Origin of the sequence: Flexivirga sp. (assembly GCF_035551235.1) — a bacterium.
Lineage (GTDB): Bacteria > Actinomycetota > Actinomycetes > Actinomycetales > Dermatophilaceae > Flexivirga.
On sequence record NZ_DASZNO010000051.1, the window covers coordinates 99,501 to 118,598 of the forward strand.

The window sequence follows — 19,098 nt, forward strand, 5'->3', positions numbered from 1 at the left end:
CGAGAAGGGGTGGGGGATGCACGGACCGGTGGAAATCGTTCACGTACAACGCACGACGCGATGCGCCTGCGGCGAGGGTCTCGGCCCGGGCGACCGCGCCGGCCGAGTCGGCGGACGCGGCAGGTTGCTCTGTCTGTGGTGCCTGGCCGACCTGCGTGCGGGGCGGGCACGACCTCGGCGGCGTCCCGGGGCCAGCGAGTGGCCGGCGACGGCCACACCACACCGGTCCGAACGGAAGCGGCGGAACTCTCGGCCAACGGGCGCCGCGCGACGTCGCCCATGGACCGCCCTGATCGTGGCCTGCACGCTGGCGGTAGCCGTGGGCGCGCTCTACCTGCGGTCGGCAGTCCTGGACGACACCGGAACCTCGATGGCAGGCGGAGTCCACGTGCCGGGCACCGACGTCGTTGTCGGCGCCGGTTCCGCGTCGTTGTCGAAGGGCAACACCGGCGATACCCATGCCATCTGGCCCCCAGTCCCGCCGGACGCCGGCGAACGGCCGCTGGGTGCGCCGCCTGCCCAGAACTCCTCATCCGGCGGGTTCGCCTTCCTCAGGACAGTCGGCGACAGCGGTGGCAGCCGCCCCGTCGCCTGGGATCCGTGCCGGCCGATCCACCTCGTGGTCAACGGTGCGGCGGCACCGCGCGGCAGCGACCAGTTGCTGCGAGAGGCGACCGCACAGGTCAGCTCGGCGACGGGACTTCAGTTCGTCTTCGACGGACCGACGACGGAAGCACCGTCGCGGGACCGGGCGCCACAGGACAACGACCGGTACGGGAACAGATGGTCACCGGTGCTCGTGGCCTGGACTGACCCCGCCGTGGTCCCGGATCTTGCAGGCTCGGTCGCCGGGCTGGCCGGTCCGGAAGAAGCACCGTATTACGTTGCGTCACAAGAGCATTGGGTAAGTGGAAGGGTGAACCTGGACGGTCCCGATCTCGCAGAGGTCCTGAAGCGGCCGGGCGGTTGGGGAAGGGCCCGTGCGGTCGTCATGCACGAGCTCGGGCACCTCGTCGGCATGGCGCACGTTCACGAACCCACCGAGCTGATGTATCCAGAAGCCACCGCCCAGACCGCCTTCGGCCCCGGCGACCAGGAAGGCCTGCGGCAGCTCGGCCTCGGCCCTTGCTTCACCGACTAGGGCTTCAAATCGCAAGCACCTTCACGTCCGTGTCGCCGAGGAGCAGCTCGAGGTCGGCCACGTCCGAGGTGAGGACGACGACGGGTTCGACGAGCTCGAGCGCGGTGGCTGCAACGATCGCATCGATCGTCAAGTCGCGCGCCTTCTTACGCCGGGTCGTGGCGCCCGCGCGCAGCGCACCGGCGCGATATCCGATGGCGGCGTCGACCTCCACCAGCCGAACTACCTTGGCAGCCTGTCGAATTCGCGCATCCCTCGGTGTCCCGTCGGTGACTTCCGCGAGAGTGGCGGCAGAAGCATGGAAGATCGAGTCGGTGCGGCGAGCGACCTCGGCCCACGCCTGCATCCGGCGCTCGCTGAGAGCCAGCGCGGACAGCGCTTCCGCGTCGAGCAGGATCGACTGCGGACGGTGGATCACGCAGTCAGCCGGTCCATGATCGCGGCCACCTCGGCCTCGTCCACGGGACCGTGCTGCGCGGTCATCTCGGCCAGCAGGTCATCCAGTGCATCCCGCTCCAGCTGCCGAGCCACGGCCTCCGCGACGTATGCAGAGAAACCCCGAGCTCCCACCCGGGACCGCACCGCTTGGGACGTCTCGGCGGGCATGGTCACGGAGTGCTTCTCGGCTCCGGGTTGAGCGGACATGGCAATATCCTACTTGAAGTAGGATTCAGAGAACAGCCTTCAGATCGACCGAGATTCCGGAACCACAGGCCACCGCGCACGGGCTCCTATACGGTCAGCGCATGATCGACTTCAAGAACGCATCCGTCATGAAACTCGGCGAGATCGACCCCGGCGAAATCCTCGGTGACGTCAGTCCTATCCTCATCGAGTCGGAGCGAATTCTCCACGCGTTCAAGACTGTTCGTGACTATGTCGTGTTCACTGATCGTCGCTTGATCACCGTCAACGTCCAGGGAATTACGGGCAAGAAGCGGGATTACTCGTCGTTGCCATGGGCGCGGGTCCAGGCGTGGTCCGTCGAAACGGCTGGAAAGCTCGACCTGGACTCCGAGCTGGAGCTTTGGTTCAGCGGACTGGGGAAAGTGCGGCTGGAATTCAAGGGCAAGGTGGACATCCGGGCCATCGGGCAGCTGATCGGCGCGTTCGCGCTTCGCTGACTGAACGTCGGATACCGATAACGAGATTTCGCCAAGGAGAAGTAAGGGTGGGGCACTTGAGAGGAGCTCGACGGGTGATCGTCCGCCGACGAATCCAGGCATTGACTCTGTCAGCCATTGCCGCACTGGGCGTCGCCACCTTGCCCGGATGCGGCAGTGCTTCCGGAACTTCGTCGTCGACCGGCACCGCGTCGGCCTCGACCGCTCCCGCCACCAACGCGACCACGACATCTCACACGGCACCCGCATCATCGAAGAAGGCCCTGGCTCGCCAGCTCACCAAGGCCAATCTGATGTCCGCACTTCTCACCATTGACGACCTTCCACCCGGGTTCAGCCAGGACCCACCATCTACATTCACCGAAAAGACGTACTGCGATTACAAACAGGTTGCCCAGCCGAACACTGTCGTATATCGCGACTTCACGCAGGGTGCCGGCGTCTCTGCGCAACTGCTCAGCGCCACCCTCCGGCAGTACGCGTCGCCTCAGATGGCGTCCAAGATCCTTGCCCAGACCAAGAAGGTCCTCCAGACCTGCCACGGCGAGGAATACCAGGGGTCGCACGTCTCATACAGCCTGATGTCGGCTCCCAAGATCGGCGATGGCTCACTGGGAGTGAAGCTCGATGTCGGCGGGACGAGCCTCATGCAGAATTACGTCGTCGCTGGACCAGTGTTGATCTCCGTCAACGGCGGCGGGCTCACGTCCACCGATGCCAGCTCGCTGACCGCACTCACGAAGAAGCAGTTCCAGCGTTACCGCGCGGTCGCCGAGAAGTAGTCATCACACCAGGCGGACTTGGGACCACTCGTAAAGGACCGCAAGACGAGGTCGACGGGCATGAACTCGAAGCCGCGCCTCAGTGCCGAGCCCGTCTTATCCCTTGGCAGCCAGCACTGCGGCAAGCCCCTCCTGCACATCACGCACGAAGAACTCCGCCACCTCCAGCGACGGGAAGTGCCCGCCGCGCTCGGGTTCGGACCATCGGACGATCTGCCGGAAACGCTCCTGCGCCCAGGGACGCGGATACTTCTCAATGTCCTTGGGATACATGGTGATTGCCGCCGGAACGTCGACGCGAAGTTCCGGATCGAGCGAGTTGTGGCTCTCGTAGTAGATGCGCGCCGCCGAGGCACCGCTGCGCGTCAGCCAATAGAGCGTGACGTCGTCCAGGATGCGATCTCGGGAGATCGTCTCGAACGGGCTGTCCTCGGTGTCCGACCACTCGGCGAACTTGTCGAGGATCCAGGCGAGCAACCCGACCGGTGAGTCGACGAGCGAGTAGCCGATCGTCTGCGGCCGCGTCGCCTGCTGCTTCGCGTATGCCGCGCGGTGGTGCCAGAACTCGTGGGTCTCGTCGGCCCACCTGCGCTCGGTCGCAGTCAGACCGTCCGTCGTCAGATCGGGCAGACCCTCCGCGAACGTGGTGTGTATGCCGAGCACGTGGTCCGGGAACCTCCCGGCGAGCACCGTGGTGATGTTGCCGCCCCAATCACCGCCCTGCGCAAGGAAATTGGTGTAGCCGAGCGGTCCCATCAGCTCGACCCAGGAGGCGGCGATCTTCTCCGTGGCCCAGCCGGTGGTGACCGGCTTGTCGCTGTAGCCGAAGCCCGGTAGCGACGGGGCAACGACGTGGAAGGCCGGCGCGTGTGCGTCTTGCGGATCGGCCAATTCGTTGATCACGTCGACGAATTCGGCGATGCTGCCTGGCCAGCCGTGCGTCATGATCAGTGGAGTGGCGTCCGCCCGCGGGGACCGGCGGTGCAGGAAGTGGATGCCCAGGCCGTCGATGGTCGTGCGGTACTGGCCGATCTCGTTCAGTCGCCCCTCGAACGACCGCCAGTCGTAGTCGGTCCGCCAGTAGTTCACGACATCGACGAGGTCGGCGAGCGGAACGCCCTGGTCCCACCGCCCAGGTCCGGGCGGCGCGCCATACACCGTCTCGGCCTCGGGCAGCCGCGCCGCGGCCAATCGGGCTCGTAACTCGTCAAGTTCGGCGTCGGGAGCATGGGCTTCGAACTCTTCGATCTCTCCGGTAGGACGAGTCATGAGACCTCCTCATTTGCCTGCGGGTTGAGTGGCGGATTCAAGCGGGTTGAGTAGGTCGGGGGAGCGAAGCGGAGGAGACCGTATCGAAACCCAGACCCAAAGGAACCATCTAAGACGGTTCTACTCTGCTTCGCCGATACGCGCAACCGGCTAAGCTGGTTCCATGCCTTCAGAGTTCCCCGACTTCCGCCTCGGCACCGTGCTGGCCACGAGCTTCACGGCGACGCTGACCGAGCGTCAGGGTGAACCGCTGGAGCGCATCCCTACTCCCCAGCGACTCATCGACTGGCTGGCAGTGGAAGGGCTGGCCGTCGACTCCTGCAGCGCTGCGGAGCTCAAGCTCGCGCGCAAACTCCGCGAGGCGATCCACGTCGCCGCGACGGCGGCCGCGACCGGGGACTCACCCCCGGCATCCGCCATACGAATCATCAATGACCGCAGTGCTGCCGGCCGGGCGGCGGCCACGCTGACCCCGAATCTCGAGCGGGTATGGCGGCTCAACGACTCGTGCGTGGAAGACGCACTGAGCGTGATCGCCGCCGACGCAGTCAGCATCATCGCCGGCGAACGCGACGGAAGACTCGCGCTCTGCGCTTCACCCACCTGCCGGGCCGCGTTCTTCGACACCAGCCAGAGCCGCACTCGCAAGTGGTGCGACATGGGCACCTGTGGGAACCGTCAGAAGAAGGCGCGGTTCATGGCCAACCAGCACAAGAAGCCCGACGTCCACTGACGGGGACTTCCCGACTCCACCGGCGTATGGCGCCTACTGTCGACGACATGGACATTCCTCAGGTCACCCTCGGAGCAATCAACATCGAGGCCGATGACCCGCACACCCTGGCCGCCTTCTGGACAACGGTCACCGGCGGCACGCCCGCGCCCTCCGGCGACTTCGTCTACCTGCCGCCGGCGGGGCCCGGTGGATTCGCGATGTTCTTCCGGCCATTGTCCGGACCGCGCCCGGACCGTCAGGCGATCCACCTCGACCTGACGGTGCTGTGGGGAAGCCGCAGCCAAGAGGTCGACCGATTGTTGTCGGCAGGTGCGAAGTGGCAATGGGATGTCCTGGACGAGCACCCTCACGTGCAATGGACGACGCTGGCCGACCCCGAGGGCAACCTCTTCTGTGTGGCCGAGCACCCGCCGCAGGCCTGAGCGCCAGGCGGCGCTGTTCTCACCTCATCCGCTGGTCAGTCGGCGCGCTCCCACACCGGCGCGGCGCCGGGCTCGAGCACCCGGTAGTCCGGTGCGCCCTGCAGTGCCGCCTCGGCACCGCCCGGGCTGTAGATGGCGATCAGCCGCAGCTGCCGCCATCCGGTGTTGAAGGTGGAGTGCTCGGTGCCGCGCGGGATGTAAACGCTGTCGCCGGCCTTGACCGCGAATTGGCCTGATTCTCCTACGGTTTGCACGCCTTCACCCTCGATGACGTGCAGCACTTCGTCCGACTCCGGGTGCGTGTGTATGTCGTGGCCCTTGGTCGGGTTGATCACGACCTCGCCGACGGTGATCGGCGCACCGGGGAAACGGTCGGCCGTCACGCCCCATTTGATCGAGCCCCAGGAGAACGTCTCGGTGCTCAGGTCCTGCTGGCTGCTGTGCGTTATCGTCATACGCCTGCTCCTACTTCTCGCCGAAGGTGACGGCCTTGAACTTCTCGGTCTGTGCTCGTATGGCGATCTCGGTGGGCAGCCGTTCGATCGAACTGGCGCCGAAGAAGCCGACGACCCCCTCGGTGCGCTCGAGCACGTATTGCGCGTCCTCGGGTTCGGCGATCGGCCCGCCGTGGCAGAGCACCATCACATCCGGGTTCACCTCGACGGCCGCATCGCGCATGGCCTGCACGCGGTCGACGCACTCGTCCAGGGTCAGTGCCGTGCTGGCGCCGATGGAGCCCTTGGTGGTCAGTCCCATGTGCGGCACGAGCACGTCGGCGCCGGCCTCGGTCATCGCACGCGCCTGATCGACGTCGAAAACGTATGGCGTCGTGAGCAATTCGCGTTCGTGGGCGGCCCGGATCATGTCGACCTCGAGGTCGTAGCCCATGCCGGTCTCCTCGAGGTTCGAGCGGAAGACTCCGTCGATGAGGCCGACGGTCGGGAAGTTCTGCACGCCGGCGAATCCGGCAGCCTTGACGTCGTCGAGGAAGCGGCCCATCACCCGGAAGGGGTCGGTGCCGTTGACGCCGGCGAGCACGGGTGTGTCCTGCACAACCGGTAGCACCTCGTTGGCCATCTCCATCACGATGGCGTTCGCGTCGCCATACGCCAAAAGGCCTGCGAGAGAACCGCGTCCGGCCATCCGGTAGCGGCCGGAGTTGTAGATGATGATCAGGTCGATCCCGCCGGCCTCGGCGGATTTCGCCGAGATGCCGGTGCCGGCTCCCCCGCCGATGATCGGCCGGCCGGATGCTGCGGTTTCGCGCAGTCGGGTCAGCGCCGTGCTGCGGTCCATGTTCTGCTCCTTCTCACTGCGAGATGCGTGGTCAGTGCGCGTCGGTGATGAGGGCGTGCAGGCGGCGGGCCGCGTCGCGCCCGAAGCCTTCGTCATTGAGGTGCTGGTCGATCTCGACCACCTCGACATCGCCAGCCGCGGCACGGACAGCGTCGAAAAGCGCTGTGTCCGCTGCAGAATCGCGGAACGGACCGCCCTCGACATCGATCCCGCTCAACCCGCGCAGCGGAAGCAACAGCGTGGTCGGCCCGGTCGCGGCGGCGAGCTTTGCGCCGATCCGGCGGCCCAGCTCGGTGTTCTCCTCCGGCGTGGTGCGCATCAGCGTCACCGTCGGGTTGTGCACCACGAAGGTGCGGTCGTCGAAGCGCTCGGGGACGTGCTCGCGCGGTCCGAAGTTGACCATGTCGAGTGCGCCAAGGGAGACGACCTGCGGTATGCCGGCCGCACCCGCCGCCTCCAGGCGGTGCGGTCCGGCACTGAGCACGCCGCCGACCAGGTCGTCCGCGAGTTCCGTTGTGGTCAGGTCGAGTACGCCGGCCAACCGGCCGTCGGTGGCGAGTTTCTCCATCGCGCGCCCGCCGGCGCCGGTGGCATGGAAGACCAGCGGCTCGTAGCCGAGCTCCACCAACTCGGCGCGGGCCTCGTCGACTGCGGGCGTCGTCAGACCGAACATCGACAGCCCGATCAGCGGCTTGTGTTCGCCGTCGTCGGGTGCGTGCCGCCGCTTCTCCTCGGCTGTGGCCATCGCCGCGATGGCCGCGGCTGCATTGCCGAAGACCTGGGCGGAGACCGAGTTGATCCCGGCGACGTCGACCACCGAATACATCATGGTGACGTCGGATTCGCCCACGTATGGCGCAACGTCGCCCGCCGCCATGGTGGACACGAGCAGCTTCGGAACGCCGACCGGCAGCGCGCGCATCGCGCGGGAAGCGACTGAGGATCCGCCAGATCCGCCCAGCGCGAGCACGCCGTCGACCTTGCCCTCGTCGAAGAGTCGCAGCAGCACATTCGCCGCACCGTCGGCCATCGCGTCCATGGCCGCACCGCGGTCGCCGCTGTCGCGCAGCTGTTGGAGATCGTGTCCGGCAGCCGTTGCCACCTCAGCAGGCGGTATGTCGGACTCCGCCTCGGAGAAGGTGCCGACGTCCAGAAGCAGCGCCTTCGCGCCATACCCGCGAACCTGCTCGGCCAGCCACGCGTATTCAGCCCCTTTGGTGTCCATCGTGCCGATCAGGATGACGGTTGCCATGCCGGGCCCTCCTCGGAGTCAGTCACGTTCGTCACGCCAGTCTCGCAGTTGGCTCGTCATACGGCATCGGCCTCTGCATGATCAGCACCGCCGGCGTCGACGTCGTCAAGGAAGTCCAGGACGGCGCACGCGAGTTGCTCGGGAGCCTCCATCGCGACGTAGTGGCCGACGCCGGCGAGCTGGATGGAGCTGATCTCGGACGACGTGGCGTTGGCCATGGTGTTCGGCGTGAAGGAGCCGCCGGCGGCCCCGACCGCGAGCACTGGCACCGCCAGCCCGGGATGCGCCGCAAGCGCCTTGAGCTCTGCCCCCTCGCGGAGCATCGATCGGTAGAGGCCGATCGCGCCGCTCCAGCCGCCCTGCCGCGAATAGGTCCGAACGAAGTCGTCGAGATCGGCGTCGCTGACCGCACCGGCGACGGCCGTCATGGACGGAAACGCGTACTGCGCGATGAACTCACGCTCGCGACCGACCAACAGCATCTCGGGTATGCCGGGAGCGACGAGAACACCGAGGTGCCAGGCTCCGCCGCTGGTCACGTCGGCCAGACGCTCGACGCCGAAGCCGGCCAGACCGGTCTCGATGGCGCTGAGGCTGAGCACATCCTGCGGGTGAGTGACGGCCAGCCGGAAGACGGTGCCTCCGCTGACGTCCTGGCCGGTCACGTGCACCGGTCCCACGTCGAGATGCGCGATCAGCTGGTGCAGGTCCTCGGCCGCGATCTCGCTGTTGTGATCGGAGCCCGCGGCTTCGGAGTCGCCGAACCCGCGCAGGTCCACAGCGAACACCCGGTGGTTGGCGGCGAGCAGCGGGATGACCTTCCGGAATGCCCGCCAGGTCTCGGGGAAACCGTGCACCAACAGGATCGGGGATCCGGTATCTCCGGCGGCGACGTAATGCAGGTTCGTTCCATTGACGTGCGCGCGGTGGTGGGTGATCTCAGGGGCGGCAAGGCCCGCAGTGGTGGTTGTCATGGCTCTCCTGGATCGACAGTCTGGCTGTCCAATATTAGACAGCCAGGTTGTCGATTGTCGAGGAGTTAGCCTTCTCGTATGTCTCGCTCTGGCGCTGATCTTGCGCTGCTGCTGCTCGGGGGCTTCCGCTCACTGGTGGATGCCGCAGGCACCGAGTTGGCCGATCGCGGTTATGACGATGTGCGGCCGGTTCATGACTTCGCCATACGAGCCATCGCCGACGGCGCCGACAGTGCCTCCGAACTTGCCCGCCGGCTGTCGATCACCAAGCAGTCGGCAGCGAAAACCATTGGGGTGCTTCAGGAGCGCGGGTATGTCGCCCGCGACCCGGACCCGCATGACGCCCGCCGCAAGCGCCTGCAGGTGACCGAGCGCGGTTTCGAGCTGCTGCGCCAGGGCGAGGCGATCTTCGAGACGCTGCGCGATCAATGGGCCCAGCGCATCGGCGCTGACGAGCTGCAGGGGATCGAGGATCACCTCAGGACGCTCGTCGGCCCGCAGCCGGTGCGCTTCGACACACCGGCCTGGATCGCCCGCGACGTCGGTGACCCCGCCTGACCTTTGCCGTCGGCGGCGGCGCTTGCTCTAGCCGTGACTGCGAACCTGCTCGGCCGGCCACGCGCACTCTGCGCCTTTGGTGTCGCTCGACCCTGACGGGCTGCATCGGTATGGCGGCCACGAAATTGCTTGGCAACGTTCGCTTCTCAACCGAGTTGCGCGCTTTGGAGCCATGGTCCTAACGCTGCTTTGTTTCCTCTGTCCATCCGGATCCGTCCCAGCGTCTCCAGAGGGCTTGGTCGTCCGGCGATACGTACCACGCAGCCTTGGCTTCGGGATCACCGTCTGGTGGCGGTCCATCGAATCGGCTGGCGACTGCTGCCTTGACCGGTTCGGCAGTCGGAGTCCCGTTCAGTTCGGCTGCCATGACGGGAACGGGCTGATCAGACCTTGGTGGTGTGGCTCGCTGGACGCTGCCGGAGCCGTGCCATTCCAGTGCGTCCGGGACCTCTTTGTATTCGAGCAAGAAGGAGCCGGCGTACTTCTCGAGCAAGGTACGGACCTCGCTCGGCTTGGCGTAGAAGAACTCGCGCCTCGTGTTGATCTGGTTGACCTTGCGATGCTCAAGCGCCTGGTGCAAATGCGTTTCCAGCGCAACAGCGTCCTGATGGAAGACCAGTGCGTGGACGTCGAATCGGAATGGCACACTGGCGTCACCCAGCTCGATCACCCGGTCCATGGGCTCGAGGCGTCTCGTCATACCGATCTTGACCATGTCCGGCCCGAACGCTCCGATATTGGAGATCACGTACACATGGCCGGCTCGGGTGTTGGCAGCACGAGCTTCCACGCCTTCGATCGATTGCCCGATCTCGGCGAGCTTCTCACGTGCCACCGCAAGACCGTCCTCGTCGGACGGATCGAGGCGTTGCATCAGCTGTTGATAGTGCTGCTGTTCCTTACGGAGCTTCACCAGCGCAGCTTCCATCTCTGCGCGCGCCTTCGCTTCGTCACGCAGCTGCGCCCGCTGGTCTCGTTCGGCTTCCTTCTCCTGCTGCTTCTTGACCAAATAGTCTGCGGTCAGCTCGAGTTCGCGGAACCGTAGCCGGTGGTAGGCCGGCGAAATGCGGATACTCATCGACTTGCCCAACCGCTCGATCGCCGTGGCAGCCTTGTCGAGACGGCCTTTAGCGGAGTCCAGAGTGTGGGGCCGCAACGCTCGCACCAATGCGTCGGCCTCGCTGTTGTAGGCCCGCAAGAGCAGTTTGGAGAAGTCCCGCACCATCGCCGCGCCCTTGGACGATGAACCGTTGACCTGCCAATTGGTCGTTGCTTCGACGGCCCTCTTCGCCTTGATCAACTGCTTCATCTGAGTCTGGGTCTGCGTGAGCGCATCCTTGTAGGCGACAGCGTCTTGCAGTGGATGGTTGAACGTGTAGAAGCCGGCCTCTTGAACCTCGGCAGCCTCGAGGTCTTCGACCAGTTGCGCACGGGCCGCGCGCTCTTCGGCCTGTGCGGCATTAGCCGCCTGTTTCGCCGCAGCGGCCTCCGCCTGGAGAACCGCCAGGTCCTGCCGCATCTGCGCGATCTGCGACGCCAACGTCACCGCATCCATGCCCTGCAGCTGCGCAACCCACTGCCGAAGATTTGCCACCTCAGCCTCAAGCTGACCGACACGCTTACCGTCGCCCCACGCCATTGCCGCCCCTCCCCATCACAGGTCCTTCAGACGGAAGGTAGCCGCGAAAGCCGTTGACTGTCAGCCGTTTCCCAGATCCGCTCGAGCGATCGAGTTGCACGGGCCACTAGGTCAACGCGCGCATCCTGTTCACCTGCGGATCTGAGGACAACGCAAGACCACTCCGTAGCCTCAGCAGGATGGTTGACGAGCGGAGGCGTCCGTCAAACCGGCTCCCCTCTGTTGTCAACCGGCGCTTTTCAGATCCCGTTGGTGTTGAGGGTCCCTGCTTGAGCTGTGGCGGCGTAGCGTCGGGCCACCAGGTCCGGGAAGTGGCTGATCCGAAGTGTCGATGAGCGGGTGAGAGTCGGCCGCGCTGGATTCGGTTGTCGCCCCGCAGTGCCCTCCCGGACCCGCGGTATCGTCTGACCGCTGATTAGCTTGGGCGGTCCGCGCCGCGTCCGCGACGAGTTGCTTGTAGATCGCGTCAGAGATCCGGCGCTTCAAACAGCGCAGTGCCTCCTTGGGCTTCTTCCCATTCGCTCGCTTACGGCGATAGTAGGTGCGGCCGTCGGTCTCAAGCCACAGTTGAGTGATCGCAGCGATGTGGATGGCGTAGTTCATCCGCCGGTTTCCCGCGCGTGAAAGACGGTGACGGTTCTGCTCACCCGAGGAAGCATCGAGCGGAGCGGTGCCGGTCCACGATGCAAAGCGGTCGCGGTCAGCGCCCTGGCCACGTCTCCCACGTCGGCCAGGATTCGTGCCGCTACGACCGGGCCGATGCCGTGGATGTCCATCAGCCGCGATTCGCGCGCCAGCACCATCGTCTTCAACTCGGCGGTCGCGCGCTTCATCTTTGCCTCGACGGCGACGAGTTCGGCCAACTCCTCGGCCGCGATCCGGCGGCGGGTCTTGCCAGCGATTTCGCGGGGTCGCACGCTGGCCAGCATCTTCTTGGCCTGCATCGTGGTGATGTCACGCTTGACCTGGCCCGGTAACAAGTCCGCGAGCAGTGCTTGAAGTCGGCATACGGTCTGGACTCGTCGATGAGACAGCGCCTCGCGCCGGTCGGTCAGCATCCGCATGGCTTCGAGTTCCCCGTCGACCGCCAGCACCCGCAAGCCGGGAGTGCGAACCCCGACAGCTTCGACCGAGCGGGCGTCCAGGGCATCAGTCTTGCGGTTGTGGCCGGTATTGAACAACCGCACTCGCGCGGAGAGCTTGGCCGGCACGTCGACGACATGCTCACCGGACTCCAGGAGCCGCTGCGCCAGCCCACGACCGACACCATTGGCGCCCTCGACCGCCCAAACACGATCGGGCCACTCCCGCACGTAGCGCCGCATTGCCGCGTACCCGGCTTTGTCGGTCATGAACCGCCCTGGCCCGAGCATCTGCTCGTTCCGATCCACGACCTCGATCGTTGCTGACAGCTTGTGGGGATCGACCCCGATGATGACTTGCTCCATGCTCGGCTCCTACCTTTGCTCGCCTTGATCTGACGGCGAGGTGGGCATCGCTACTACGAGCTGGGCAGTCCCCTCTTGAGCCACGCCTCGTCACGGAGCTCGGCAGGCCGCAGACCGGAAAGATAGCCACACCAGCAACACACGGGTGGGCAGCCCAGAAGAGAGCCGCCCGCCGAGCACCTAGACCGAGTCTGGCCAGACCCGGCGCTAACGGAATCACCTAGTAGCCCAGAAAGAACTACGAGCCACGTGGCGACCTGTAGTTTCTGTCAACGTGAGGTAGGGAGTGTGCAGGGGGTCACACCATGTGCTCCGGCGCAAGCAGTCCTCTCGTGATCGTTCGGCCGCCCTGCCGTAACTCGCTTGGTGCGGCCGTGCGGGGACGCGACGATATGGACTTGTCTTCCGCCCCAGTCGGGGAGCCAGCGCATGACACCACATCTGGCCAAACGGGCCATTACCTGAACATCTCAACCGGCTCGGCCCTACATTATCCCTGTGGGGGATCTTGGCGGCAGCGGCGCTAAAGCGGCCGCCGATATTCTCGTTACGACAGTTCCGCCCGACGATGCGGGGGCTGCGACGCTCGACAGGTTCGAGTGGCAGTGTGCGATGGCCACTGCTGATGTCTTGGCGTTGTACGAGCAGAGCCTGAGTGACTCGTGCCACGACGAGCACGAGCTCATTTGTGAGCACCACGAAGACTGGTGTCTTCGAGATAGAACAGACGCCGAGATCGTTTCTGCGAAGCATCATGAACGCGAGTTCGGCACATACAGCACACTCAAACAGCTGTTGGACGACGGTGGAGTGCTCCATCTGTTTGACCGTTGGTTTGCCCTGCAGCGGTCTCCGCTGTGTCGGGTCGTGACAACTTCGGCTCTCAGCAGTGACGCAGAGAAGTTCGACACGGCGTGCGCGCACTTCAAGCGCCAGACCGGGGACGTCCTGGACTTCGGCCCGCATGCTGAACTGATGGCAAAACTGGTCATGGAGGTCAAAAAGCGACGTGCGACGAAGAAGACCAACAGCGCGACCGGAGCTGGGGCCGACCCAGCACAAGACCCCGCTACGTTTGCGGCGTTCATGCGCGTGCTGCGACTCGACCATAGCCAACCGTTCCGGGACGACCTCCGCTACTCGTCCGCTGAGCGGTACGCGGTGCCGTTAGCTCAACGCCTCGGCAAACCGAACGCGGCTGATGCGATTTGGACAGCTGTTCTCAGCGTGGTCCGAGAGCGGATGCGGGCAGCCGGTCCGACACCACGCGCAGCTCTGCCCTTGGTGCTTGGCGCCGCCGACGAAGATGGCTACGACGCACGGTCACTGACTCTGGGCGAGGTACGCGTAATTGTGGAGGTCGCAATCACCAACACAGCCGGTCTTGCGCCCCTTCCGAAGCCGGTACGAACAAGTCGAGTTGCGGTGAAGATGGCGGCTGGCGGCTGCTACGAGACGACGATTAGTCGAGCCGAGCGTCTGCGACTTCAGTTCAAGACGTACTGGCGGACCGTGGGTTCGGGGCCAGGTCGCGCTACACAACAACAGAGGATCGGCAACGTTCTTCACCAAATCGCGGAGGACGAAACCATTCGGGTCGCTACCGACGACGGGCCGTGGGGGCAGGCGCTGTGGTCTTCCGTGCAGAAGCGCATGGACGCACTGGAAACGACGCCAAAGGCACGGGGGCTGGACGCCGACTTGCTAATGGGAGGCGTTGCCGAACTGGCTAACAACTGCCTCGTCTGGTTCTCTGATGGTTTCAACGCCGATGAGGTTGCACAGCGTCTCGCTGAGGAGGCGTCTTCGTGAACGCATTGGTTGACGAGCTGCACCAGTTGAGGTGGGAGGTCGATGACCTGTCCTACCACCAGATGCGGGTCCTTCTCCTTGTTGCGGCTGTGTCAGCAGAACCGGGTCACAGTCGGAAACTGGATGGTCTGACGAAACTGGCGAAACTCGACTTCTTCGTTCGATACCCGGCGTTGGCGTCGATGCTGTTGGACGATCTGGGAGCTGACGACCGGATGCATATTGGCGAGGTGGATCGGTTGGCCCCGACGCTCGTCCAAGACCCGATGACGCGTTACAAATACGGTCCGTGGGATGACAGGTACTACCCCGTAATCGGCGCCTTGGTGTCGCGTGGCCTCCTTCGATATGCGAAGGGTAGGCGCGGCAGTGTCGCGCTGACACCAACTGCTGCAGGCAAAGCCTTAGCGGCCGACGTGGCAACCGATGAGGTATGGAGGAAGGTCGCGGACCGTTGCGAAGCTGTCGCGGGGGCGTCACGTGGGATGACGGGTAACGCTTTGAAGGAACTCATTTACGACAGGTTGGCGGACCTCATGGACCGGCCCCATCGGACGGTGATTTCGTGACTGCCCGTTTCCGAATTGACCAGTTCCGTCTTGAGACAAACAAGGGCCCGGTTACCTACGACTTTCCTGACGACCTGACGGTCCTCGCTGGTGACACCGGGGTGGGTAAGACCACGCTGTTCGAGCTGATCAAATTTGCACTCGGTGGCGACGGGTTGGTTGCACCGGTCGCGGCGGCAAGCATCTCTGAGGTTTCAGTCAGCATCCTGGCCGGTCGTGAACGTCTCGAACTGGCACGTGAGTTGGACAATGAACGCAACAAGAATGTGCGGATTACGGACCTCATCACGGGTGATGTTCGACCTCGGGTTCCACTGACCGGGTCCGAACCGACAGTAAGCGACACGCTCATGGCGGCGCTGGGCCTCCCGACCACGATGAGAGCTGCTGCCCGCTCCGCGGGCAGCAGCTCCAAGGGCAACCTCATTACGTTCAACGATGTCTTCAAGTACATGTACGTACCTCAGGCGGCAATCAACCAGGAAATTGCTGGCAGCAGAGACTCCTACTACGACCCCAAGCGGAAATCTGTCTTCGAGATTCTGTTTGGCCTGACCGACGCCGATGTTCTGGCCTGGCAATCCGAGGTAAACGTCCTCAACGGGCAGGTCAAGGACACGAAGCGAGAGGCTGACACGGTGGTTCAATTCCTCGTCGCGTCCGGGATGACACTCCGCACGGATACGGAGATAGCACTAGCGAACGCGATTGCGGAGCAACGTGAAGGTGAGCAGACTCTGGTCCGACTTACGACCGAGGTTGAGGACGCAGTTGACCGCGAGACTCAGGTTCTTCGTCAGATGCTTGCCGAGAGTGAACAGTCTCTGAACGAGGCCGAGGTGCTCGTTGCATCCCTGGAACGCGAGCGGGGTGACTACCGGTCCGAAAGACGACAACTGGAGCAAGACCTGGCCCGCTTGTCGCAACTGTCGAGTGCCGGTGCCCGCCTCGCGAACATCGAGTTCGCTGTTTGTCCCCGCTGCACCCAGTCGCTATCAAACCGCGTCGTAGAGCCGGGTGCGTGCCGTGTCTGCCTTCAACCCGACACGGTGAAAGACCTGCCGGACGGGCAGTACGAAACTGCGCAACTAACTGACCAGATAGACGAAGTCGACCGTCAGCTGGGTGTCATCGCACGGCAGTCGGATGAAGCGCGCAACGCGGTCGAGAGCCGCCGCAACCTTGTAGCGAGCCTCACGGACAAAGTAGAGGTACGAACCGCTAACCGGGTCACGCCCCGTCTTCAGGCCTACACCGACGCCGCAGCGACGGTAGCCCGAGCGAAGACGCAGCAGGAGCACTTGGAGTATGTGCTGCACCAGTGGGACCGTGCCGACGACATCGAGGAATACGCCCAGTCGCTGGAACGAAAGCGGTCTGAATTGAAGCAACGAATCGACAACGCGACGAAGAACCTCGCGGCACGGCGTGACTCCGTGATGGCCGAACTGAACGCCGAGTTCAAATCAACCGTTGCAGCGTTCCGTATTCCAGCTGGACAGGGCGCCTCCATCGACCCAAAGTCGTACCTGCCACTGCTGGACGGTCGCCCGTTCAACGAGGTCAGTTCCGCTGGCGGCATCGCGACCGCCACCCAGGTGGCGTACTGGATGTCGCTGCTTGCGGTGGCGGTCCGCATGAACGACACGCCGTACCCAGGGTTCTTGATGATCGACAGCCCGCGCCTGGCCGTCAACAGCAGTGAGGACATCTCTGGGCAGATGTACTCGCGGTTCGTCACCCAAGTCGGCGTCGTTGAAGGCCGTCTGCAGTTCGTGGTCGCCGACAACGAAATGCCGAGCACTTACGTTCGCGAGTTCACAGAGTTCAAGTTCTCATACGACAACCCGACCGTGAGCACGGTGCCGCATCCCGGTCCAGCAGCGGTGACACCCATCGTCGTCAGCGTCGAGAACGAGGACTAAACAAACCGCAGACGGGTCTCACCTGGCTGCCGGGGTCGCAACAGTGCGTCACTTCGCCGCGTGTGACGCGGGCTCGGTCAGGTCAACGACGGGTGAGCATGACGACCGGGATCACGCGGTCGGTCTTGGTCTCGTAGTCGGCGAAGCCGGGGTACTGGGCTTTCTGCGCCTCCCAGATCGGTTCTCGTTCCTCGGCGTCGAGCACACGCGCGGTCACGTCGATGGTCTCGGTGCCGACCTCGACGCGAGCCTCGGGATGAGCCTTGAGGTTGTGATACCAGTCGGGGTTGGTGTCAGCGCCGGCCTTGGACGCGAAGACTGCGAAGTCATCACCGACCGCTTGGTACATCACCGGGTTCACCCGCTCCTGACCGCTCTTGGCGCCGGTGCTGTGCAGCAGCAGTAGCGGTGCGCCCTCGAACTGGCCACCGACCCTGCCCTGGTTGGCACGGAATTCGGCAATGATGTTGTCGTTCCAGTCGCTCATATCTCGAATGTACGGCGACCTGACCCCAAGGACACTGAACTGTGTGCCCACTAGGCAAAACACCCTCGTGGCTCGAGCCGAATCGGATCACGAGCTGAGCCGGGACACAGTGGCCGACATCGACGCGCGCCACCCCGACATGCCGCGAAAGAAGGCGTGGTGTTCCAGCCCACGGGGAGTCAGACAGCGAAAAGCTGGGTGGGGTCTCGAAAGGCCTTGAACTCCAACGCATTTCCGGAGGGATCCAGGAAGAACATCGTCCACTGCTCCCCCGGCTCGCCTTCAAAGCGCAGATACGGCCCGATGATGAAATCGGTGCCCGCGGCGGTGAGCCGCCGTGCCAGCTCATGGAACCGGTCGACCTCCAGGACCAGACCGAAGTGCGGAACCGGCACATCGTGGCCGTCGACAGGGTTGGTGCCCGCAACAGCGGCTCTGTGATCGTCGACCTGGTGGGTGACTACCTGGTGACCTTCGACATTCCAATCGGTCCAGCGCTCCGCTGAACGCCCACGGCCGAAGCCGAGCACGTCGCCGTAGAACTGGCGCGCGGCATCAATGTCGTGGACGGGGATGGCCAGGTGGAACGGCGGAAGGCTGGCAGAGGCAGGCATTTAACAACGATATTGCTCAACAGATGAGCCGGTGCTCGGGGCCGGATGTATCCGGGCATTGGCCAAAGCTCTCAGGCGGGGAACACGCCACTGGAGAGGTACCGGTCGCCGCGGTCGCAGACCACGAAGACAATCGTCGCGCCCTCGACCTCTTGGGCCACCCGCAGGGCGGCCCAGCACGCGCCGGCCGCTGAGACGCCACCGAAGATGCCCTCCTCGCGGGCCAGCCGGCGGGCCATCTCCTCGGCGTCGGTTTGGGTGACCTCCACGGTCCGGTCCACCGCCGACGGGTCGAAGATCTTCGGCGTGTACTCCGGTGGCCAGGCGCGGATCCCGGGAATCTTCGAACCCTCCGCGGGCTGTGCCCCGACGATCCGAATGTCGGGGTTGCGCGACTTCAGGAACCGCGAGACCCCGGTGATGGTGCCGGTGGTGCCCATCGCGGACACGAAGTGCGTGATCCGTCCGTCGGTCTGGTGCCACAGCTCCGGGCCCGTCCCGTCCTCGTGAGCGCGGGGGTTGTCCGGGTTGCCGAACTGGTCCAGGACACGGCCGCGGCCCTCCCGCTCCATCCGCGTGACCACGTCGCGGGCCTCTTCCATGCCGCCATCTGCCGGGGTGAGGACCACGTCGGCGCCATACGCCTTCATCGTCTGGACCCGCTCGATGGAGGCGTCCTCGGGGATCACGATGACCAGTGGGTAGCCGCTGATCGCCGCCGCCATCGCCAAACCGATCCCGGTATTGCCCGAGGTGGCTTCCAGAAGAGTGTCGCCGGGGGCGATCTCCCCTCGCGCCTCAGCGCCCCGGATCATGGCGATCGCCGGCCGGTCCTTCACCGAGCCGGCCGGGTTGTTCCCCTCGAGCTTGGCGAGCAGCACGTTGCCACAGCGTTCGTTCTCCGGCCCGGGCAGGCGCTGCAAGCGCACCAGTGGGGTGTCGCCGATGACGTCCTCCATCGTGGGGTACGCCGGAGGGTTGCTCACACCCCGGAGTCTACGGCGGCGCACGCCGGCGGCACGCTCCCAAGCACTCGTACAGTTACCGCAG

The 19,098-nt window shown here is 64.8% G+C and carries 20 protein-coding genes and 1 pseudogene; 9 read left to right on the forward strand and 12 right to left on the reverse strand.

What is annotated here, in order from left to right; genetic code table 11:
• Positions 1-295 precede the first annotated feature (295 nt).
• On the forward strand, positions 296-1,141 hold the full coding sequence (locus tag VG502_RS20245) for a matrixin family metalloprotease (protein ID WP_325552048.1): 846 nt from the start codon (positions 296-298) through the stop codon (positions 1,139-1,141).
• Between the two features lie 4 nt (positions 1,142-1,145).
• Here VG502_RS20245 and VG502_RS20250 read toward each other — a convergent pair whose 3' ends face one another.
• A complete protein-coding gene (locus tag VG502_RS20250; RefSeq protein ID WP_325552049.1) occupies positions 1,146-1,559 on the reverse strand; it encodes a type II toxin-antitoxin system VapC family toxin in 414 nt (137 codons plus the stop codon).
• Positions 1,556-1,786 (reverse strand): CopG family transcriptional regulator, encoded by a 231-nt coding sequence (locus tag VG502_RS20255; RefSeq protein WP_325552051.1) that lies wholly within the window; start codon positions 1,784-1,786, stop codon positions 1,556-1,558. The genes VG502_RS20250 and VG502_RS20255 overlap by 4 nt, the downstream gene beginning before the upstream one ends.
• A gap of 101 nt (positions 1,787-1,887) precedes the next feature.
• On the opposite strand from VG502_RS20255, the gene VG502_RS20260 reads away from it, so the two are divergent.
• Together VG502_RS20260 and VG502_RS20265 are read left to right on the forward strand one after the other, a co-directional pair.
• A complete protein-coding gene (locus VG502_RS20260; RefSeq protein ID WP_325552053.1) occupies positions 1,888-2,265 on the forward strand; it encodes a PH domain-containing protein in 378 nt (125 codons plus the stop codon).
• 74 nt (positions 2,266-2,339) lie between these two features.
• Positions 2,340-3,047 carry a hypothetical protein gene (locus VG502_RS20265; protein WP_325552054.1) on the forward strand — a complete coding sequence of 236 codons (708 nt, stop codon included), beginning with the start codon at positions 2,340-2,342 and terminating at the stop codon, positions 3,045-3,047.
• Positions 3,048-3,143: 96 nt separating this feature from the next.
• On the opposite strand, the gene VG502_RS20270 is transcribed toward VG502_RS20265, so the two are convergent.
• Positions 3,144-4,316, reverse strand: a complete 1,173-nt coding sequence (locus VG502_RS20270) for an epoxide hydrolase family protein (protein ID WP_325552055.1) — start codon at positions 4,314-4,316, stop codon at positions 3,144-3,146.
• 163 nt (positions 4,317-4,479) lie between these two features.
• Between VG502_RS20270 and VG502_RS20275 the strand changes: the two genes are divergently transcribed.
• Together VG502_RS20275 and VG502_RS20280 are read left to right on the forward strand one after the other, a co-directional pair.
• Complete coding sequence (locus VG502_RS20275; RefSeq protein WP_325552056.1) at positions 4,480-5,049, forward strand: CGNR zinc finger domain-containing protein; 570 nt, start codon at positions 4,480-4,482, stop codon at positions 5,047-5,049.
• 47 nt (positions 5,050-5,096) lie between these two features.
• The gene (locus tag VG502_RS20280) at positions 5,097-5,474 is read left to right on the forward strand and encodes a VOC family protein (protein ID WP_325552057.1); all 378 of its coding nucleotides are present in this window, start codon (positions 5,097-5,099) and stop codon (positions 5,472-5,474) included.
• Positions 5,475-5,509: 35 nt separating this feature from the next.
• On the opposite strand, the gene VG502_RS20285 is transcribed toward VG502_RS20280, so the two are convergent.
• From VG502_RS20285 to VG502_RS20300, 4 genes are read right to left on the reverse strand one after another with little or no spacing between them, the layout of a single operon-like run.
• On the reverse strand, positions 5,510-5,929 hold the full coding sequence (locus VG502_RS20285; protein WP_325552059.1) for a cupin domain-containing protein: 420 nt from the start codon (positions 5,927-5,929) through the stop codon (positions 5,510-5,512).
• 10 nt (positions 5,930-5,939) lie between these two features.
• Positions 5,940-6,770, reverse strand: coding sequence for a phosphoenolpyruvate hydrolase family protein (locus VG502_RS20290; protein ID WP_325552061.1), 831 nt, complete (start codon positions 6,768-6,770; stop codon positions 5,940-5,942).
• 31 nt (positions 6,771-6,801) lie between these two features.
• Positions 6,802-8,022 (reverse strand): Tm-1-like ATP-binding domain-containing protein, encoded by a 1,221-nt coding sequence (locus VG502_RS20295; protein ID WP_325552062.1) that lies wholly within the window; start codon positions 8,020-8,022, stop codon positions 6,802-6,804.
• Positions 8,023-8,078: 56 nt separating this feature from the next.
• Positions 8,079-8,996, reverse strand: coding sequence for an alpha/beta fold hydrolase (locus tag VG502_RS20300; protein WP_325552064.1), 918 nt, complete (start codon positions 8,994-8,996; stop codon positions 8,079-8,081).
• Between the two features lie 78 nt (positions 8,997-9,074).
• Between VG502_RS20300 and VG502_RS20305 the strand changes: the two genes are divergently transcribed.
• Positions 9,075-9,554 (forward strand): MarR family winged helix-turn-helix transcriptional regulator, encoded by a 480-nt coding sequence (locus tag VG502_RS20305; RefSeq protein ID WP_325552065.1) that lies wholly within the window; start codon positions 9,075-9,077, stop codon positions 9,552-9,554.
• 178 nt (positions 9,555-9,732) lie between these two features.
• On the opposite strand, the gene VG502_RS20310 is transcribed toward VG502_RS20305, so the two are convergent.
• Together VG502_RS20310 and VG502_RS21865 are read right to left on the reverse strand one after the other, a co-directional pair.
• Positions 9,733-11,193, reverse strand: a complete 1,461-nt coding sequence (locus VG502_RS20310; protein ID WP_325552066.1) for an SNIPE associated domain-containing protein — start codon at positions 11,191-11,193, stop codon at positions 9,733-9,735.
• Between the two features lie 225 nt (positions 11,194-11,418).
• Positions 11,419-12,566: pseudogene (locus VG502_RS21865) on the reverse strand (IS110 family RNA-guided transposase).
• Between the two features lie 573 nt (positions 12,567-13,139).
• Here VG502_RS21865 and VG502_RS20325 point away from each other — a divergent pair.
• Genes VG502_RS20325 through VG502_RS20335 form a run of 3 tightly spaced genes read left to right on the forward strand, consistent with a single transcriptional unit; the run spans position 13,140 to position 16,947 of the window.
• Positions 13,140-14,453 carry a hypothetical protein gene (locus VG502_RS20325; RefSeq protein ID WP_325552068.1) on the forward strand — a complete coding sequence of 438 codons (1,314 nt, stop codon included), beginning with the start codon at positions 13,140-13,142 and terminating at the stop codon, positions 14,451-14,453.
• Positions 14,450-15,022, forward strand: a complete 573-nt coding sequence (locus VG502_RS20330) for a hypothetical protein (protein WP_325552069.1) — start codon at positions 14,450-14,452, stop codon at positions 15,020-15,022. Before VG502_RS20325 ends, VG502_RS20330 begins: the two co-directional genes overlap by 4 nt.
• On the forward strand, positions 15,019-16,947 hold the full coding sequence (locus VG502_RS20335; RefSeq protein ID WP_325552070.1) for an AAA family ATPase: 1,929 nt from the start codon (positions 15,019-15,021) through the stop codon (positions 16,945-16,947). Before VG502_RS20330 ends, VG502_RS20335 begins: the two co-directional genes overlap by 4 nt.
• 82 nt (positions 16,948-17,029) lie before the next feature.
• Here VG502_RS20335 and VG502_RS20340 read toward each other — a convergent pair whose 3' ends face one another.
• The 3 genes from VG502_RS20340 to cysM form a co-directional block, all read right to left on the reverse strand.
• Positions 17,030-17,434 carry a nitroreductase family deazaflavin-dependent oxidoreductase gene (locus VG502_RS20340; RefSeq protein ID WP_325552071.1) on the reverse strand — a complete coding sequence of 135 codons (405 nt, stop codon included), beginning with the start codon at positions 17,432-17,434 and terminating at the stop codon, positions 17,030-17,032.
• A gap of 179 nt (positions 17,435-17,613) precedes the next feature.
• Positions 17,614-18,048: a VOC family protein gene (locus VG502_RS20345; RefSeq protein WP_325552072.1), complete on the reverse strand. Its 435-nt coding sequence runs from the start codon at positions 18,046-18,048 to the stop codon at positions 17,614-17,616.
• A 71-nt stretch (positions 18,049-18,119) separates the two neighbouring features.
• Complete coding sequence (gene cysM / locus VG502_RS20350; RefSeq protein WP_325552073.1) at positions 18,120-19,034, reverse strand: cysteine synthase CysM; 915 nt, start codon at positions 19,032-19,034, stop codon at positions 18,120-18,122.
• Between the last annotated feature and the right edge of the window lie 64 nt (positions 19,035-19,098).

Excerpts from the sequence above, each read along its gene's own strand:
- VG502_RS20255 (WP_325552051.1), bottom strand. The coding sequence starts at position 1,786 with ATGTCCGCTCAACCCGGAGCCGAGAAGCACTCCGTGACCATGCCCGCC.
- VG502_RS20260 (WP_325552053.1), top strand. The coding sequence starts at position 1,888 with ATGATCGACTTCAAGAACGCATCCGTCATGAAACTCGGCGAGATCGAC.
- VG502_RS20270 (WP_325552055.1), bottom strand. The coding sequence starts at position 4,316 with ATGACTCGTCCTACCGGAGAGATCGAAGAGTTCGAAGCCCATGCTCCC.
- VG502_RS20275 (WP_325552056.1), top strand. The coding sequence starts at position 4,480 with ATGCCTTCAGAGTTCCCCGACTTCCGCCTCGGCACCGTGCTGGCCACG.
- VG502_RS20280 (WP_325552057.1), top strand. The coding sequence starts at position 5,097 with ATGGACATTCCTCAGGTCACCCTCGGAGCAATCAACATCGAGGCCGAT.
- VG502_RS20285 (WP_325552059.1), bottom strand. The coding sequence starts at position 5,929 with ATGACGATAACGCACAGCAGCCAGCAGGACCTGAGCACCGAGACGTTC.
- VG502_RS20290 (WP_325552061.1), bottom strand. The coding sequence starts at position 6,770 with ATGGACCGCAGCACGGCGCTGACCCGACTGCGCGAAACCGCAGCATCC.
- VG502_RS20295 (WP_325552062.1), bottom strand. The coding sequence starts at position 8,022 with ATGGCAACCGTCATCCTGATCGGCACGATGGACACCAAAGGGGCTGAA.
- VG502_RS20300 (WP_325552064.1), bottom strand. The coding sequence starts at position 8,996 with ATGACAACCACCACTGCGGGCCTTGCCGCCCCTGAGATCACCCACCAC.
- VG502_RS20305 (WP_325552065.1), top strand. The coding sequence starts at position 9,075 with ATGTCTCGCTCTGGCGCTGATCTTGCGCTGCTGCTGCTCGGGGGCTTC.
- VG502_RS20310 (WP_325552066.1), bottom strand. The coding sequence starts at position 11,193 with ATGGCGTGGGGCGACGGTAAGCGTGTCGGTCAGCTTGAGGCTGAGGTG.
- VG502_RS20340 (WP_325552071.1), bottom strand. The coding sequence starts at position 17,434 with ATGAGCGACTGGAACGACAACATCATTGCCGAATTCCGTGCCAACCAG.
- VG502_RS20345 (WP_325552072.1), bottom strand. The coding sequence starts at position 18,048 with ATGCCTGCCTCTGCCAGCCTTCCGCCGTTCCACCTGGCCATCCCCGTC.